The sequence below is a fragment of the Shewanella livingstonensis genome, from assembly GCF_003855395.1.
Classification (GTDB): Bacteria; Pseudomonadota; Gammaproteobacteria; order Enterobacterales; family Shewanellaceae; genus Shewanella; species Shewanella livingstonensis.
The window spans coordinates 4,627,124-4,643,141 of the sequence record NZ_CP034015.1 but is presented as its reverse complement, the minus strand read 5'-3'; the positions used below and the strand labels follow the sequence as shown (position 1 = coordinate 4,643,141).

Below are 16,018 nucleotides of genomic sequence, written 5' to 3'. Positions count from 1 at the left end.
AAAATATCGGATGAACGTAATGCTTACGTTTGCAATTTACTAGGTAATGCAAAATGATTAAAAAAATTGCTCTGTTAGGTGCACTTATTTTCTCCCATACAGCCTGCGCGAGTAACGAACCGCTCATAGCGCCTAGTTTTACAGAACATAATAGAACTAATGGTTATTTTATGGAGCCTATAATAGCAACGACTTCAACAGATATGGCTGAAGCGTTGGCTAAAGAATGGTCTTATTCGAAAATGATGAAGCATGATTTGGAAATCGTAAAGGTTAACAGTTGCGCGTCACTATTAAGTCTCACTTCATTGGGGTATTTTGCAGCAGACAAGAGTAAACAGGAAATGTTTGATGCTAAGTATACAGTCTGTATGACTTGGCAGACCATGGCTGATTTTAAGGCTTCAAAACAGTCTTTTCTCGGAGAACTTGAGTTAAATAAAGCTTTTGCCAATATGACGCCACCTCAATTGGCATTGGTCATATCTAGAGATGATGAACGTCGCCTAGTTAAATCAGTTAGCTGGGAAAATATGAGCCAAATTAAAAGTGTGGAAAGACTGAATAATGAACAGGCTATTTTTGCCGATTCAACAGGTGGTAGACAAAAAATAACATTAATGGCAAAAGGCGATTATAACGGCGATGGTATCGAAGATGTATTGTTCTATATGGAAAATAGCGTAGAGGGTGGGAGTTACTCGTCTGTGTATGCTTATGTGTTAACACGTCTATCTTCAGAAGCATCCTTTACCTTGTTAAAGCAATGGTAGTAAAACTAGCCCCATTCGATAGGGGCTTATTTTTCATTCTGCTTAGATACTGTCGGTAAAGTCACTGTAGGTGTTGGGCATATGATGACCGATATTCAGGCTGCTCAAAAGGTACCTTTTGTTGTTAGTAGTACGCGTGTGCCCGCAACCGCTCAGCAGATTGAAGATGAGTTTAACCTCATAAAAGCACAATGGGTTAGAGTTCAGGGCGCACAGAAACTACCTAATGCTGCTTATTACAAAAAATTTACTAAGTTGGAACTTCTTAATACAGATATTGATGTAACTAGGGACTCTCATATTGTAAATTTTGAAAAAGAGTTAAAAGGTCTCTATGGATACTCTACGTTCTCGACTTACCCTGACGATGTTAAGCTAGCATTATTTGATATGATTTTTAATCTTGGATTGACAAGGTTGAGTAATAAATTTGTTAATTTTAATATACATATCAAGGCTAGTGATTTCAAAAAAGCGGCATTGGAATCTAATCGATATTAGCTAAGTACAGATCGTAATTTGTATGTGCGTAATTTTTGAGTAATACAAAATGATATTAAAAGTAATGTTAGTAGTAGGATTTGTAGCTGTATTTGGGATTGGGTGTGTGAGTGCAACGGGAAATATAGCACCATCATTATCATCTGATGTAGGTGAATTTTCCTCGAACAAACAAGGGAAATACACAATGCTGATGACTTCAAACTTTTACACAAAGACATATGGGGTTATGAAACAGAGCTGAAACATAATCACCATAAGAAGTTAACGGTTAATACCTGCGCAGATTTAGTTGCGAGTATAGATTTAGGATATGAAGCTTCGCAGTCTGCGGATTATGGGGCCGTTATAATAAATTATAAAATATGTAAGTCATGGCAAGAATTATCTCTGTTTAAGCCGTCGCATCAAAGCTACCTTAGTGTTGTTAATTTGGACCAAAACTTTGCCAAACGTGTTCCGCCGCAATTAGCTTTAATTATCTCGAAGGATGATGAGCGTCGTTTGGTTGTAGCCACAAATTGGGATGAAATGAGTCACATCGTGAAGGTTGAAGCCATCGATGAAACTAGCGCAATTTTTGTTGATAATTCTGGAGGATCGCAAAGGCTTAATATAAGAGCTAAAGGTGACTATAATGGTGACGGTATTGAGGATATGCTTTTGAGCACCAGTAATACCGTCGAAGGTGGGAGCTACCATTCAGTAGATTACTTCATTCTTACGCGTCTATCTTCAGAAGCATCTTTTACCTTGTTAAAGCAATGGTAGTAAAACTAGCCCCATTTGATAGGGGCTTATTTTTAATTCTGCTATTACTTTCGCGTAATCTTATCCAAATATCCCATGGCAAAGGCCGATAACACAAAAGTGACGTGGATGAGCAAATACCACATAATTTTGTCGTTCGCGATATTTTCGGCATTCATAAAGACTTTAAGTAGGTGAATAGACGAAATCGCCACAATAGACGCTGCTACTTTGTTTTTTAGCGAGCCTGCATCCATCTTGCCAAGCCAGTTGAGTTTTTCACTGTTTTCGCCCACATCAAGTTGTGAGACGAAGTTTTCGTAACCTGAAAACATCACCATGATGAGTAGACCACCGACTAAAGTGATGTCGATTAACGATAGGGTGATTAGCACTAAATCGACTTCTTTTATCGAGAAAATATTAGGGATAATATGAAAGATCTCTTGAAAGAACTTTATGCCTAAGGCGAATAAGATTAGGCTTAATCCCAGATAAATCGGCGCCATGATCCAGCGCGATGCTGTGTGGCGTGACCAAAAAGACGTTAATTCGTGTCGAGAAAGGCGAAGATGTTTATATCTCGACAGTGTTCAAAATTCTTAATGGCTTGGGGATTAGTATTGATGTCGCGCAGAATCATAACGCTGATTCTAAAGTGTGGTACTAATCGACAGTAAATAAAAAGCCCTGATGCTGTTATGTATCAGGGCTTTTTATTTTGTGATGGATTGTTATTTATGGGTAATTTTATCCAAATATCCAAATATCCAATGACGAAGACCGATAAGACTGATATTTACCTCGTATTCGTAAGTGTGGGTCGAATTTATTTTTCTTAAATAAGCGTTCAATTTGTTGTTTGGCGTTTTATTTAAGTTTAGTAAGCCAAGCATTTAAAGGATGTTATGTAAACATGCGATTATTGAGTTCTATAATGCTCAATACGTAGTGTTAGGGCTTGTTATTGAGTATTATAAGACGTATTCGCTATCAGCGTAGCAATCTTCTAATTATCCAAATTAACGACAAGAATAAACAACTCAATGAGTCTTATAATACTCAGTAGTTGAGGGTGATAACAGTTATTGAGTACTATAAGTTACTTTTATTGAAAATTTACATGTTTTTGAGTATAATAGTATTCATTAAATATAAGAGAGAGTATTCAATGGAAGATATTAATCTTGAAAATTTAAATGAACTAACTGTACAAGCTTTCATTGATAACTCATGGAAGGATATTGCGAAGATTACATTCCCGAATAATGCTGATTACACATTTAACGCTACCGAAGTCGATTATGAACTTGACTATATAATTGCTAATCTTTCTGCGGATGATCACCATGCAGTATCTATAAATCACCCTGTTGAATTCTATTTTGATGACAATGGACAACAAGGTTGGTTGAAGTTCATTGACGACATCATCCCTAGTGGCTCAAGCCGAAAGTACTGGCTGACTCAAATAGATACAGAGGGGATGTCAGCCAATCAACAAAAGTTCGTGTTGCTAGCATATGGCACTATTTCTCCCATTGGAAATTTGCGTATCAAAGAATCTATAGAAGCAGTTAATAGAGTTCCTACTCAATACTTTGAAGTTTCAGACGTAGCAAGTAGAGCTGCAGACTTTTTGAGTTACGCACAAACTCGGGGGGCCGCTGCTGGTGGAGCTACTGGAGCAGGTGGAGAAGCCCCAAAACTGCTACTAAGACGTAGCAAAAACGATGTTGTGTGGATAGATACCTATCAAGACAATACAAATATCGATGATATGTATTACCTCGTTAAATTCCCAAGAGGGAATAGAAGGGGAGTTAATGATGCGGTGTTAGTTGCCGAGTACCACTATTATCATGAGTTAACCGCTATGGGTTTTAGTACTATACCTGTAGCAGACATGAAACTAGAAAAAGGTGAAAACTATCATTCACTTTGGTTGCCAAGGTTCGATATAGAGACTCAAGTAGATGGGACTACCAAACGTTATGGTATGGAATCTGTGTACTCAATGTTAAAAAAACCGCCAGCTACTATTTTAGATCATGGTGAGACAATACGTGAGTTGGTTGACCTGATCACTCAGAGTAATACAGTCAAAGAGAAGCACCTGCATTTTGATGTTGAGGCATTTATTATTGAATGGGTTCGCCGTGACTTATTAAATATTGCGTTTGGTAATAGCGATAACCACGGACGAAATACTTCATTCTATAAAGATGACAAGGGTATAAGGTTAACCCCCATTTATGACTTTGCGCCTATGAAAGCTGATCCAGATGGTATACCAAGAACAACGAAATGGGCTGCTCCAGATCTTGAACTTGGTGGTAAATTTAATTTTATTGAGATTGCCTACTCTTTAAGTGATTTAATTGATCCAGAACTATTGATAAATGAACTAAGGACAACAGCACATCAACTAGTCGGTTTAAAGCAAAGGCTAATCGATCGTGGTGTTCCTGATCAAATAGTGAATATGCCAACATTTGGGTTTGATTTTCTAGATGAAAAATTAAAACAATGGGAATTATTATGAAAAAGAAAAATTTAACGAATACAGTTAACTTCTTAAAAAAACATAATTCAGATAGCAATATGAAATTTAACAGCGAGGGTGAACGTATACAGACTAGAAGCGACCAAATTATAACGAATCGAGTTGATAACAGCGTTGTCCATATGACTGTTGAAGATGCTGGAAAACCCGTTGTTGTTCAGAGAGGCCCGCTCCCTAGATTGGAGGGAACTCCTAGAGGTAAGTCATTTGCAAGCGATGTAACAACTAGTGATAAAACTCAAACTAGGCAACGTTCGTCTACGAACACGGCTATTAAGGATGCTAAGTTACGTAGGGCAGTTATTAATAATGTTATGACTAAATTACTATTTTCTAACATTACACAAGGAGATGCCTTAATTCAGTTACGAATACAGGTACTCGGTTTGAACCAAGAAAAATATGCAAAGTTAGTGAACGTTTCTCGTAAAAAGCTTTCTGATATAGAAAATAACAGAAGCAACCCAAGCGTTGAGGTTTTGAATAAAGTTTTTAAGCCTTTTGGTTTAAATGTGGGTTTGATACCAATCTCACCCACTGTATTGCAAAACGTTCTAGATGATTGTGATGATGACTTTGCTAGCTATTTACCCGAGTAAGGCTAAACAGAAAAGGCCCTTAATCACTGAGCAATGCTACTCGTAATAAGTTGGGGCAGAGTCTGAGGGATCTCCACAAATTTAATAGCATGCTTGTGGATCCTTGATTAAACCTTGTAACGTCTTAATTCCTGCTAACCTGTGAGACTTCAGTAATAAGTTGGGCAGAGTTAACTTTCTACCCCACTATTTAACTATGCCGTCAGCACCACTAAATTCTGCTATTACTTGCGGGTAATTTTATCCAAATATCCCATGGCGAAGGCCGATAATACAAAGGTGATGTGGATGAGCAGATACCACATGATTTTGTCGTTCGCGATATTTTCGGCATTCATAAAGACTTTAAGTAGGTGAATGGATGAAATCGCCACTATAGATGCAGCGACTTTGTTTTTAAGCGAGCCGGCATCCATCTTGCCAAGCCAGCTGAGTTTCTCGCTGTTTTCGCCTACATCAAGCTGTGATACGAAGTTTTCGTAACCTGAAAACATCACCATGATGAGTAGGCCACCGACTAAAGTGATGTCGATTAACGATAGGGTGATTAGCACCAAATCGACTTCTTTTATCGAGAAAATATTGGGGATAATATGAAAGATCTCTTGAAAGAACTTTATGCCTAAGGCGAATAAGATTAGGCTTAATCCCAGATAAATCGGCGCCATAATCCAGCGCGATGCATACATTAATCTTTCAAACACTTTTTCCATAAAAAATTTAACCCTTCAGATAAAATACGTAGAAATAACTCAAGTCACTCATTCTAAAACAATAACAACATGAACGTTAACAGCGCCGACATGCAGCGGTACACGTGATGATGTGTTGCCTGTACACTTTGCATAATGCACAGTGTATTGCATTATGGTTTTAGTGGTTGATATTTAGTGAGGGCAGAGTAAACGTTATTGCCGTCTAAATCACCTATTGTCTATTCATCCCAGACATTTTTAATCTAAGCCTCAGGTTTATTGATTATACTGTTTTGCTTGGGTACGTATTTCAACACTTAAAAGAGAGATCTATCAATATGGATAAACCTGCCAACGCACCTCGTAAAATGCCTTGGGTTGCGATAAGTGTCATAGCATCCATAGTATTGCTGTTTGGGCTGTTGCTAATGCTGATGCCCAAAGGGTTTACATCTAATCTTGAACAAATCGGTACCGGTAAACCTGCGGTAGTATTTGTCTATGATCCTAACCTTGTTTCAAGTATCACCCAAACAGAGCAGATGAATGAAGCTCGGTCTCATCTTGGTGATAACGTGTACTTTCTGCTTGCTAGAACAGCAACGCCTGAGGGCGATGCGTTTATCGCCAAGCATAACGCACGAGTAACTGAACTATTCCTCTTTGACTCAGCTGGAAGCCTAACTAAAAGACAGCTTGCAGTAATAGATGCGAATGAGCTGATGCGATGGGTACGTTAGTCATTTTAGCGGGATCGCCATCTGTGATTAGCGAGAGATTAAGTGAGTGAGTCAGTTGAGAGAGTAAGTGGGCCTGCTTTAACGTTTCATCTGACTTAAAGCAGCAATAACTGCGTTGCTTCAACACTATTTTATAAAGCCTCGATATTTAATTGTATTGAGGCTTTTTAATAGCAGAACTAATCAACAGTGTATGAAGCTACACTTTATGGCTGGTTTACGGCTTTGTGCCCTGAAAGTGTATGTAAGCAAACTTTTTTGGGGCATGCGAGATCCCAATAAATTATTTCCTAAACTGTTTAGGGGCTGTTGATCTTTCACATTGGCAGCCAAATTATAGAGCAAGCTAGAGCCAGCAGGCTTTCAAAATTAATTTTCAATTTATCATAGCGGGTCGCTATCGCTCTAAAATGCTTAAGCCGAGCAAAAGCATTTTCAACTAAATGCCGATATTTGTATAAACACCAATCGATATCTCCATTTCCTTGCTTCGAATTTTGTCTTCTAGGGATCACTGGCTTGGAACCACATTCACGCACTTTATCTCTAATCGCTTCACTGTCGTAGCCTTTGTCTGCAATAATAAAATGACTTTGTGGCAACAGTTCAATAAGGGCATTAGCTGCTTTACTATCATGAACTTCTCCACCTGTAACAATGAATTCTATCGGTAAACCATAGCTATCTACCGCGAGATGGATTTTGCTTGTATTACCACCACGACTTAGCCCAATTGCTTGATTTTCATCAGATGATGCACCTGAACTGTGTTGATGTGCTTTTACATAACTTCCATCAATAAATTCCCATTCAGTATCACTATTAGTCGATAATGTTTTGAACAGCCTGAGTAAAATACCTTTTCTTGACCACAGTAAAAAACGACGGTAAATGGTATTCCATAAGCCAAAATATTCAGGTAAATCTCGCCAAGGGCAGCCGACACGCAATCGGTAAAGGATCCCTTCCATCGTAAATCGATGCTCTTGCTTGTTATAAACTCTATCATCAAGCAGAATAGCTTTTAGCTTCGACCACATCTCATCAGTGAGCATTAATCGGGGCATGGTAATCTCGTTGTATTTGTTTTTGGCGAAGTGAATTATACGAGATTACCTTCTTCGCACAAAATTCAAACAAAGATCAACAGCCCCTAGTACAAAATGCTTATTCATTGATGATTACCCAAAATTTCCTGTTATTAAACGGTATTTTGGGCTTCTTTTAGTATTTTTGTGAATGAAGGTTCGCTAGATTTTAGTCGTTAGCGATTTTTCATTTCTGATTGCTTATTTCTCACTCCTTATTTCTCAATCGTGCGATTTGATATATGATGCGCCACCCTAAATTTGCCTATGTCGCCGATCCCTCTTTATGTCTACCAATGCCCTTTATACCGATTTGTCCGGTTATTACGATTTAATGTGTTGTGACATTAACTACCTGCAGCAAAGCAATAGTATAGTGCGCTTGCATCAGTTTTTGGGTAACAGTGGTAAACAGCATTTAGATTTAGCCTGTGGAACGGGGCCTCATGTAAGGCATTTTATCGACTTAGGTTTTCAAAGTAGTGGCCTCGACATCAACCAACCCATGCTCGATATAGCTATGCGTCGTTGCCCTGAAGCGCAGTTTAGTTTGCAAAACATGACTGAGTTTTATGTAGAAGAAAAACTCGATTTGATCACCTGCTTTTTGTATTCCATTCATTATTCACCAGGTATTGAGGGGCTTAAAGCCTGTATTGCCAGTGTGCATAAAGCATTAAATACCGGCGGCTTGTTTTGTTTTAACACCGTTGATAAACATAAAATCAATAACAAGGCGTTAGTGAGGCACAGTGCCGAATTTGAAGATAGTCAGTTTGTGTTTGAATCGGGTTGGCATTACAGCGGTGAAGGTGAGATGCAATCGCTCAATCTAAGTATTGGCAAAACTCAGTTTGATGCGACGCAGTTATGGCAAGATTCTCATGCGATGGTCGCCACCAGTTTTACTGAACTTGAAGCATTGTTAAGCCCGTATTTCGATATTCAAATATTTGAACACGATTACGACAAAATCATCCCTTGGGATTTAGCATCTGGCAATGCCTTATTTGTGTGTACGAAACGTGAGATTTAGTGGTTAAGTTTTTAGCTGCTATTCACTAAGGTTTTTAAGCGATAATGCTTATAAGCCGGAATGAAACGTTGATCTTTAGACTATAAATAAGTAGTTCAGACTAATACTTTTAAACATGGACCATTAAACTGCGAAAGTCGAATTGGAGTGAGTGGATTCAATTTAGTCGCATGCCTGTGGAGCTTCACCAGCTTTCAAATACCGATTTTTATAGGCTAGAATTTATAAAAATAAGTATTTGAATGTGGTCAGCCATCATCATTAACAATGGCTGTTGATGGGGTTTTACTGTGCGGTATCAGTAAATTCAGCTTGAACCTTGTCTAATTCTTGCTGATTTTTAAGCTCAACTTGTTGCTGTTTTTTAATGCTGACTTCTTCTATAAGTGCTGCTTGTCTTTCTTTAAGGCTGTATTTCTCATCTTTGGTGAGAAATTTAAACGCTTTTTCATTGGCAAGTGCATACGCAACAACATCTTCGCCCTTTACTCTTCGTTCATCAACACGTTTTGAAAAACGATCGTTATCTCTAGCTTTACGCTCTTCGGCATTTAACTTGCTCATTGGTGTATCCTCATTAGTTAATCACGGTAGGGTTTCACTACACTCAGTCAAACAAATGAGAACTGTTGCACATTCATAAAGCTGATTGGCGCATTTTAGCATAAGTTACCGCGCTAGCTTGAAATACGTGACGTTTGAGTAAACTTTCTCTGCATTAATCAATCATTGAAGCTATTCAGTGCCAGCGCTATATCATGAGTAGCGTTTTTAGCGCGCGCACTTAGTTTGGTGATTGAAATAAAGCCATGCATGCAATCATCAAAATGCTGATGTTGTGTATTGATGCCTGCCGCTTTTAGGCGCTGGGCATATGCAATGCCATCGTCTCTTAATGGATCGTAACCTAGGGTTAAGATGTAACTTTTTGGCGATTCGCTAATGTCTTTTGCTTGTAGTGGACTCACTAATGGCAGAGTGACTTCGTCGAGAGAGTGTAAATATTTCAGCCTGAAATAATCCATTAAATCGCGGGTGAGTATTAACTGTTTATTGAAACGGCGATAAGACTCGGTTAAGCCTTGTAAATCTACCATTGGGTAGATTAAAAACTGAAATTCAGGTGTTACTTTTGCCTGTACTGGTAGTGATGTTTGCAGTGAATGTAAACCGATGATACAGGCTAAATACCCTCCAGCGCTGTCACCACCTACGCCTATGTGTTGTGGATTAATATTAAGTTGTTGATGGTTGGTGTTGATATAGTTCCACGCTTCGATGGCATCACAAATCGGGATGGGGAATTTATGTTCTGGGGCCAATCGATAACCGACTGAGATAATGTTCATGTTGCCATGTTTAGCCAGATAGCGGCAAAAGTGATCGTGAGTGTTAATACTGCCAATAACGCCGCCGCCACCGTGAAAGTACACTAAGGTTTTTTGCGGTTTGGTGGCGCTGGGATGGTAGATGCGAAGCTTTATTCTGTTGGCGATGGTATGGCTGCTATCGCTGGCGCTATGTTCGTTCAAAGGAATAGTGCCCAAAAGAGGAGTGCCAGTACTCACCGGAACCGTTAAATTGATCACTTTATCCATTTCAATTTTAGTCAGCCCCAGTACTCGGTCCATCGCTAGAAATACATATCTGAATAATGTGACTGGCAACTTGTATAGCGGCGCTAATGATAACCACTTGGCGACCATTAATTGTTTCGCTTCAAGCTTGGGTGCTTGTAGCGGCTCGCCTTGCAGTGGTTGGTTTAGTGATGGCTTGTCAGTTGTTGATTTGTCTTGTGACAATGATGTTGGTTTATTAAGGTTATCCATTTCTATAGCCTTTTTATTATTGTTAACTGATTAGAACCGCATGTTTTATCGACTTAGCCACTTCATCGCTAGGCGATTGATAAATGCCGGTGATACGTTACTTAATCTATGCAATAGGCCATAAAAAACACTGACTGTTCTATGGGTTTTAGGGTGTTTTACCTGTTTATCTATCACTGCGACTACGTGTTCTGCGGTGATATTCACGCCGAGTCGTTGCATGACTTTGGCGCTGTTTTTCTGTGCCTTAAGCATATTGGTTGCCACAAAAGGTGGCATAACATCGCATACACTAATGCCATACTTTTGCCACTCAAGTTCCAGCGCCTCGGTAAGGGCTTTTACGGCAAACTTACTGGCCGAATAGCTGGCTAATTCTGGTACACCATAATCGCTACTGGCTGATGACATGTTGATAATAGTACTTGTGCCGGTATTTTTTAAATAGGGCCATGCAGCATGACACAGATTCATGACCCCGATGACATTGACACTTAATGTGCGTTGATGATGTTCGATAGGGATTTCTTCAAAGGGACCGATGTCCAATATGCCGGCATTATTAACTAATATCGCCAAGCAGTTATTATGTTCCGCACAAAATTTAGCCATAGCGTGTTGTACTTGTGAAAAATCACTGACATCCAGTTGAAACAACCTTATTCGAGTTCTATCCCATATTTCGGTGGCCTGTGTTAATTGCGCCAAATTGATGTCGGCCATACCGACCCAATAGCCCTTTTTGTGAAAGTGTTTTGCCGTCGCTAAGCCAATGCCGGAAGCTGCGCCGGTAATAAATATAGTATTTTTATTCATCATAAACCTGGTTGTTTCTAGTATGAGTCAATCAGCACGAGTGAATCAATACGGGTGGATATGTAAGGGTGAAAAGGTGGATAAGCTAACTAAAATGATCGGGTATTAAGGTGTTCCATCTGCGGCTGTTGCATTTCATCAACCCAACGCTGCCAGGTGTATGGCCATAAAATAGGGTCGCCATCGGCATCTAAATACCAACTTTGGCATCCTCCAACCCAGCTAGTGCCCTTTAATCCTTCCTTTATGTAGGCGTTAAAATCGTCAATGGCTTGTAGTTTAGCTTCAAACTCATCAAATTCATGCTCTCGCCATTTATCAATCAATTTGATCACGTAGTCAGTTTGAACCTCGCTCATGGCGATAACGGAGAAGTTACCAATAGGTGTGTTGGGGCCGAGCATTAAAAAGAAGTTAGGGTAATCGCTGAGTAACATTGATCGATATGCTTTGATTTTATGAGCCCAGGCTTTATCAATGTGCAAATTGTTACGCCCAATGAGATTCATTGGGCGCATAAAATTAAATGCATTAAAACCGGTCGATAACACCAATACGTCTAGCTCATGGTGTTTACCGTCTTTAGTGATAATGCCGGTTTCGGTAATTCGCTCTATACCCTCTGTTATTAACTCAGCATTGTGCTTTTGAATGCCTTTATAAAATGTGCTGTTGATAATGACTCGCTTGCAACCGACTTGATAATGAGGACGAAGCTTTTCACGTAATACTTTGTCTTTAATACTTAATCGTAAGTTTGCTTTACATAAAAAGCTCAACAGATGTTTTTGGATAAACTGGCCGGTGACGGCTTTGGTAAAAAAATGCTCTAAAAAAAACTTGCCGGTATTGCGATGAATTTTGGTGATGATGGGAAAGCGAGCCATTAACTTTCGGCTGGTTTTTGAAAAGGTAAAATCGGGCAGGTGCATTAACCATTGTGGAGTACGCTGAAAAACTGAAACCTTAGCACCGGTTTTAATCAATTCGGGTATGGCTTGTGCGGCCGTTGACCCAGTACCTATCACCCCAACACGAGTATTAGCTGATATCTCGACACTATGATCCCATTGTGCAGTATGAAATTTCGCGCCTTTAAAATCGTCTAGCCCAGCAATATTTGGGAATTGCGGATGATGTAAAATGCCGGTGGCACATACCATAAAATCGGCAATGTAGGTTTCACCTTTGTTTGTTTTGACGGTCCATTTTCCATTGGCATATTGGGCGTCGGTAACCGCTTCGTTAAAGCGTATATCCCGTTTTACGTCATATTTATCAGCAACATGTTCAAAGTATTGTCTTATTTCTGGTCCATGGGCAAAAAAGCGGCTCCAGTTTGGATTGGGTTCAAATGAATAGGTATACATATGAGCGGGCACATCGCAGGCTGCTCCAGGGTAGGTATTTTCTCGCCATGTGCCTCCAACAGAGCCTTTTTTCTCTAGAACCACAATGTCAGTGATCCCGGCTTGGCGCAGTTTTATGGCCATTAAGATACCCGTCATACCGGCACCAATGATCACCATCGAAGGATTGCGTTTAACTTGGGTCATGATGCCCTCTATTCTTGTTATGGTTATTTATTAATGAGCTTGGTTGTTAGCTTTTGTTATTAGCCATCTCTATTTTTACTTGTTACGTTGAGCATTAATTTTTCGATAGCGGATCATTCAACAGTTGTTAACAAGTTGTATTATCTATCCAGCATAGGAAACTATTGTTCATTGATCTACGCGCTAAAGGGACGTATATTTGTGATTTTAAGACATGGCAGCCTTAAGTTATGACATTTCGCAGCATTACCAGTGTGCAAATTATTGTGTCCTATGGCATTGAGCTGGGAATTGAGCAAGCGCGGTTGCTGCAAGGGTCAGGTTTGACGGGGGCCCAATTAACTGACCACGAGCAACTGGTTGAAGAAAAACAAGAATTACAGGTGTTAAATAACCTCATGCTCAATACTCCATGCCCATTCAAGGTTGGCATGGAGTTAGGCTGCCGTTATCACCTGACCAGTTATGGCATCATGGGCTATGCTCTATTGGCGAGCAGCACTGCGAGAAAGGCGATTGAATTAGGCTTACGTTATCTAGATTTAACCTATGTTTTTTCACAGATAACACTAACTGAGCTTAAAGATGATTTATCTCTAAGGTTCTCATGCGACATTCCTGGTGAGTTAGGTGAACTGGTGTTAGTCAGAGACATGTTGGGCGCTGCAATGATCCAACGAGAAGTATTTGAAAGTAACGACTTACCGATAAAATTACAATTTACGTCGCCTCAGCCCGCAGGCTTGTCATTCGAAGATATAAAGCAAAAACTGGGTGCTGAGATCCAATTCAATGCTAGTTATAACGGTTTTACTGGATTAGCACCGCTATTAGATCTGCCATTATTAAAAGCCAATGAAGCCACCGCCAGATTATGTGAGGCGCAATGCAACCAGCTACTGCAACAAAAGCAAAACTGGAAACCTGTTGCTAAGTTGGTAAAAGACACCTTAGTACACTTAGGCTTAACAGCATCAATGGAAGATATCGCCCAGCATTTAGCTCGAACGACTCGCACTTTGCATCGTCAACTAACACTAGAACAAACCAGTTGGCGCCAGGTGCGTGACGATGTGCGTTTTGGCATAGCCGAAGCGTTATTATTAACGCCGATGCAATTGGATGAAATAGCTGAGCGACTTGGTTTTAGTGATGGGGCCAATTTTAGTCATAGCTTTAAGCGCTGCAAAAAAATGACTCCAAGCCAGTATCGCAAGCTGGCAAAAAAACAGTAATAGTCACTGCCTAGATAGGCAGGATCTAGTAAGTATTTATGATGGGGCTAAATATGTGTTTTTATCTTTTCTGCCGCAGAGCGGCTTCGTTCAACACCTAAACTAAGAGCTTGGTTTTAGGTGTTGTTGCGCCAGAATATACTGCTAACCTTGTCTTAATACTTAATACTTAATACTTAATTACAGAACTGCCTTTCGCATGGGACTCCATCGCCATCACCATCCATTTCAGTTCCTGGGCAATGACGGATGTAATAGGTCGCTTCAGCACAAGAGCGCATCTGGCTACAGTGAGTTTTACCGGCTTCACACTGAAACTGGGATTGTTGAATAATAACGTTTGGTTTTGACACTGTTGGCGTAACATTCATCTGTTCAACATCTTTATTAGTGAGTACTGGCGTAGTATTCATCTGTTGATATTGTTTGAAGCCCGAAAAAGCCAAACCCAGAATGATCATTATTAGGATTATGCGGTTAACCCGTGATCTTGAATGATGCTGTTGATGATTATGAGAGTGGTTATAAGATTGATTATTTCGATTGTGCTTAGTGGCGTGGGAAGTTGTACGAATGGTGTTAGACACCACCGCAATGCCTTCAATACTGGCTTTTACGGCTTTGACTTTACCATCGGGCTGGTTTTCGCGATGAAATAGTATCTCATCGCCAATCATGGGCTTTCTGGCCATGTGCTTTAAGGTTGATATATGAATAAAGACATCTTTATCATTACCTGTTTCTGGTTTAATAAAACCAAAGCCTTTTTCATCATTCCAACGAACTAACGTGCCTCGTTCCATGGCGATACTATTCCCTAATGGTTATTTGTTAATGTAAAGTATTAATCTAACGTGTTAATTTAATTATCATAAATCATCTTGTAAAGTTAACGACATAATAACTAATTTTTCAGTATGTAAGCTAGATGTTTGATTAACATAATCAGTAAGCTGATAAAATTTGAAGTAGACTTTACTCCGGCGAATCACATTGAGTCAGTTGATGATTGCGTTAACTATATCTCGGTCTTAAAAGAGTTTAGGTCGTTATGTTTGAGCTGAAGTAAATGAAACCCTAGATTATCTTAAAAGAATCCTTTTGCCGCTTAACTGCGTATAAAAGGCCTTAGTATTTATCAAAAAAGGACTTAACCATGCGTTATGTAATGATTATTGTAAGTTTATTGCTACTTAGTGCTTGTAGCACTAGCTATCCAAATCAGGCTATTACAGGGCAAGCTTTCCCGTCTGTGTCAGGGCAAAACCTTGAAGAAAAGTCTATGACCTTACCTGATGACTTAAAAGGTGAGGTGGCGTTATTACTAATTGGATATAAACAGGACTCTCAGTTTGATATTGATCGCTGGTTGATAGGTTTAGACATGACCGAAACGAAAGTAGCGGTATATGAAGTTCCGACCATTCAGGGATTGTTTCCTAGAATGTTCAGTCCTCTGATTAATAATGGCATGCGTGCAGGCATACCTAAACCATTATGGAAAGGTGTGGTCACCATCTATAAAGATGGCGACCAAGTACAAGCCTTTACCGGTAATGAAAATCCTAATAATACTCGAGTCGTGTTACTCAATGAGCAAGGTAACGTGATTTACTTTTATGACCAAGGCTTCTCTGTAGATGCACTCAATCAGTTAAGAGCTTTGCTTTAAATTGCGTTAAAAAGTCGGCCAGGGTAAACGTTTAATCGCTGACCCTGGTTAACTGACTAATAAGTAGTGAGAACCGTCACATTAGTGAATCTAAAAATGAATATATAACCAGCATACAAGCAATATAATATTAGATTAAAATAAGTTGTTGAATATTAAGGA

Annotated in this window: 17 protein-coding genes and 1 pseudogene; 10 read left to right on the top strand and 8 right to left on the bottom strand. The window is 39.5% G+C overall.

Annotated elements, in window-relative coordinates:
• The first annotated feature begins 53 nt into the window (after positions 1 to 53).
• The 3 genes from EGC82_RS20310 to EGC82_RS20300 all read left to right on the top strand — a co-directional run bounded on the left by EGC82_RS20310 (position 54) and on the right by EGC82_RS20300 (position 2,045).
• On the top strand, positions 54 to 773 hold the full coding sequence (locus tag EGC82_RS20310) for an ATPase (protein WP_124732361.1): 720 nt from the start codon (positions 54 to 56) through the stop codon (positions 771 to 773).
• A gap of 81 nt (positions 774 to 854) precedes the next feature.
• Entirely contained in the window at positions 855 to 1,274 is a 420-nt protein-coding gene (locus EGC82_RS20305) for a hypothetical protein (RefSeq protein ID WP_124732360.1), read from the top strand.
• A 432-nt stretch (positions 1,275 to 1,706) separates the two neighbouring features.
• On the top strand, positions 1,707 to 2,045 hold the full coding sequence (locus EGC82_RS20300; protein ID WP_124732359.1) for a hypothetical protein: 339 nt from the start codon (positions 1,707 to 1,709) through the stop codon (positions 2,043 to 2,045).
• Between the two features lie 44 nt (positions 2,046 to 2,089).
• Here EGC82_RS20300 and EGC82_RS20295 read toward each other — a convergent pair whose 3' ends face one another.
• Positions 2,090 to 2,533, bottom strand: a complete 444-nt coding sequence (locus tag EGC82_RS20295; RefSeq protein ID WP_124732358.1) for a TIGR00645 family protein — start codon at positions 2,531 to 2,533, stop codon at positions 2,090 to 2,092.
• 5 nt (positions 2,534 to 2,538) lie between these two features.
• Here EGC82_RS20295 and EGC82_RS20290 point away from each other — a divergent pair.
• The 3 genes and pseudogenes from EGC82_RS20290 to EGC82_RS20280 form a co-directional block, all read left to right on the top strand.
• Positions 2,539 to 2,694: pseudogene (locus EGC82_RS20290) on the top strand (transcriptional regulator); the annotation flags it as partial.
• Positions 2,695 to 3,195: 501 nt separating this feature from the next.
• Positions 3,196 to 4,569: a type II toxin-antitoxin system HipA family toxin gene (locus EGC82_RS20285; protein WP_124732357.1), complete on the top strand. Its 1,374-nt coding sequence runs from the start codon at positions 3,196 to 3,198 to the stop codon at positions 4,567 to 4,569.
• Positions 4,566 to 5,189, top strand: coding sequence for a helix-turn-helix transcriptional regulator (locus EGC82_RS20280; protein WP_124732356.1), 624 nt, complete (start codon positions 4,566 to 4,568; stop codon positions 5,187 to 5,189). The genes EGC82_RS20285 and EGC82_RS20280 overlap by 4 nt, the downstream gene beginning before the upstream one ends.
• 224 nt (positions 5,190 to 5,413) lie before the next feature.
• Here EGC82_RS20280 and EGC82_RS20275 read toward each other — a convergent pair whose 3' ends face one another.
• Positions 5,414 to 5,902 carry a TIGR00645 family protein gene (locus tag EGC82_RS20275; RefSeq protein ID WP_124732355.1) on the bottom strand — a complete coding sequence of 163 codons (489 nt, stop codon included), beginning with the start codon at positions 5,900 to 5,902 and terminating at the stop codon, positions 5,414 to 5,416.
• Between the two features lie 320 nt (positions 5,903 to 6,222).
• On the opposite strand from EGC82_RS20275, the gene EGC82_RS20270 reads away from it, so the two are divergent.
• Complete coding sequence (locus tag EGC82_RS20270; protein WP_164839174.1) at positions 6,223 to 6,624, top strand: hypothetical protein; 402 nt, start codon at positions 6,223 to 6,225, stop codon at positions 6,622 to 6,624.
• A gap of 317 nt (positions 6,625 to 6,941) precedes the next feature.
• Here the strand turns inward: EGC82_RS20270 and EGC82_RS20265 are convergent, their stop codons facing one another.
• Positions 6,942 to 7,691 carry an IS5 family transposase gene (locus tag EGC82_RS20265; protein ID WP_124011573.1) on the bottom strand — a complete coding sequence of 250 codons (750 nt, stop codon included), beginning with the start codon at positions 7,689 to 7,691 and terminating at the stop codon, positions 6,942 to 6,944.
• Between the two features lie 307 nt (positions 7,692 to 7,998).
• Here EGC82_RS20265 and EGC82_RS20260 point away from each other — a divergent pair, with 307 nt between their 5' ends.
• Complete coding sequence (locus EGC82_RS20260) at positions 7,999 to 8,748, top strand: class I SAM-dependent DNA methyltransferase (RefSeq protein ID WP_124732353.1); 750 nt, start codon at positions 7,999 to 8,001, stop codon at positions 8,746 to 8,748.
• A gap of 285 nt (positions 8,749 to 9,033) precedes the next feature.
• Here the strand turns inward: EGC82_RS20260 and EGC82_RS20255 are convergent, their stop codons facing one another.
• The 4 genes from EGC82_RS20255 to EGC82_RS20240 all read right to left on the bottom strand — a co-directional run bounded on the left by EGC82_RS20255 (position 9,034) and on the right by EGC82_RS20240 (position 12,949).
• On the bottom strand, positions 9,034 to 9,312 hold the full coding sequence (locus EGC82_RS20255; protein WP_124732352.1) for a DNA polymerase III subunit epsilon: 279 nt from the start codon (positions 9,310 to 9,312) through the stop codon (positions 9,034 to 9,036).
• Between the two features lie 158 nt (positions 9,313 to 9,470).
• Positions 9,471 to 10,577, bottom strand: a complete 1,107-nt coding sequence (locus tag EGC82_RS20250) for an alpha/beta hydrolase (RefSeq protein ID WP_124732351.1) — start codon at positions 10,575 to 10,577, stop codon at positions 9,471 to 9,473.
• Positions 10,578 to 10,622: 45 nt separating this feature from the next.
• Entirely contained in the window at positions 10,623 to 11,393 is a 771-nt protein-coding gene (locus EGC82_RS20245) for an SDR family oxidoreductase (protein WP_124732350.1), read from the bottom strand.
• Positions 11,394 to 11,482: 89 nt separating this feature from the next.
• Complete coding sequence (locus EGC82_RS20240) at positions 11,483 to 12,949, bottom strand: flavin-containing monooxygenase (protein WP_124732349.1); 1,467 nt, start codon at positions 12,947 to 12,949, stop codon at positions 11,483 to 11,485.
• Between the two features lie 230 nt (positions 12,950 to 13,179).
• Here EGC82_RS20240 and EGC82_RS20235 point away from each other — a divergent pair, with 230 nt between their 5' ends.
• Positions 13,180 to 14,184 (top strand): AraC family transcriptional regulator, encoded by a 1,005-nt coding sequence (locus EGC82_RS20235; RefSeq protein ID WP_124732348.1) that lies wholly within the window; start codon positions 13,180 to 13,182, stop codon positions 14,182 to 14,184.
• A gap of 176 nt (positions 14,185 to 14,360) precedes the next feature.
• Here the strand turns inward: EGC82_RS20235 and EGC82_RS20230 are convergent, their stop codons facing one another.
• The gene (locus EGC82_RS20230) at positions 14,361 to 14,987 is read right to left on the bottom strand and encodes an excalibur calcium-binding domain-containing protein (RefSeq protein WP_164839173.1); all 627 of its coding nucleotides are present in this window, start codon (positions 14,985 to 14,987) and stop codon (positions 14,361 to 14,363) included.
• 353 nt (positions 14,988 to 15,340) lie between these two features.
• Here EGC82_RS20230 and EGC82_RS20225 point away from each other — a divergent pair, with 353 nt between their 5' ends.
• The gene (locus EGC82_RS20225) at positions 15,341 to 15,856 is read left to right on the top strand and encodes a hypothetical protein (RefSeq protein WP_124732346.1); all 516 of its coding nucleotides are present in this window, start codon (positions 15,341 to 15,343) and stop codon (positions 15,854 to 15,856) included.
• The last annotated feature ends 162 nt before the right edge of the window (positions 15,857 to 16,018 follow it).

Excerpts from the sequence above, each read along its gene's own strand:
- EGC82_RS20310 (WP_124732361.1), top strand. The coding sequence starts at position 54 with ATGATTAAAAAAATTGCTCTGTTAGGTGCACTTATTTTCTCCCATACA.
- EGC82_RS20305 (WP_124732360.1), top strand. The coding sequence starts at position 855 with ATGATGACCGATATTCAGGCTGCTCAAAAGGTACCTTTTGTTGTTAGT.
- EGC82_RS20295 (WP_124732358.1), bottom strand. The coding sequence starts at position 2,533 with ATGGCGCCGATTTATCTGGGATTAAGCCTAATCTTATTCGCCTTAGGC.
- EGC82_RS20285 (WP_124732357.1), top strand. The coding sequence starts at position 3,196 with ATGGAAGATATTAATCTTGAAAATTTAAATGAACTAACTGTACAAGCT.
- EGC82_RS20280 (WP_124732356.1), top strand. The coding sequence starts at position 4,566 with ATGAAAAAGAAAAATTTAACGAATACAGTTAACTTCTTAAAAAAACAT.
- EGC82_RS20275 (WP_124732355.1), bottom strand. The coding sequence starts at position 5,902 with ATGGAAAAAGTGTTTGAAAGATTAATGTATGCATCGCGCTGGATTATG.
- EGC82_RS20270 (WP_164839174.1), top strand. The coding sequence starts at position 6,223 with ATGGATAAACCTGCCAACGCACCTCGTAAAATGCCTTGGGTTGCGATA.
- EGC82_RS20265 (WP_124011573.1), bottom strand. The coding sequence starts at position 7,691 with ATGCCCCGATTAATGCTCACTGATGAGATGTGGTCGAAGCTAAAAGCT.
- EGC82_RS20260 (WP_124732353.1), top strand. The coding sequence starts at position 7,999 with ATGTCTACCAATGCCCTTTATACCGATTTGTCCGGTTATTACGATTTA.
- EGC82_RS20255 (WP_124732352.1), bottom strand. The coding sequence starts at position 9,312 with ATGAGCAAGTTAAATGCCGAAGAGCGTAAAGCTAGAGATAACGATCGT.
- EGC82_RS20250 (WP_124732351.1), bottom strand. The coding sequence starts at position 10,577 with ATGGATAACCTTAATAAACCAACATCATTGTCACAAGACAAATCAACA.
- EGC82_RS20245 (WP_124732350.1), bottom strand. The coding sequence starts at position 11,393 with ATGAATAAAAATACTATATTTATTACCGGCGCAGCTTCCGGCATTGGC.
- EGC82_RS20240 (WP_124732349.1), bottom strand. The coding sequence starts at position 12,949 with ATGACCCAAGTTAAACGCAATCCTTCGATGGTGATCATTGGTGCCGGT.
- EGC82_RS20235 (WP_124732348.1), top strand. The coding sequence starts at position 13,180 with ATGACATTTCGCAGCATTACCAGTGTGCAAATTATTGTGTCCTATGGC.
- EGC82_RS20230 (WP_164839173.1), bottom strand. The coding sequence starts at position 14,987 with ATGGAACGAGGCACGTTAGTTCGTTGGAATGATGAAAAAGGCTTTGGT.
- EGC82_RS20225 (WP_124732346.1), top strand. The coding sequence starts at position 15,341 with ATGCGTTATGTAATGATTATTGTAAGTTTATTGCTACTTAGTGCTTGT.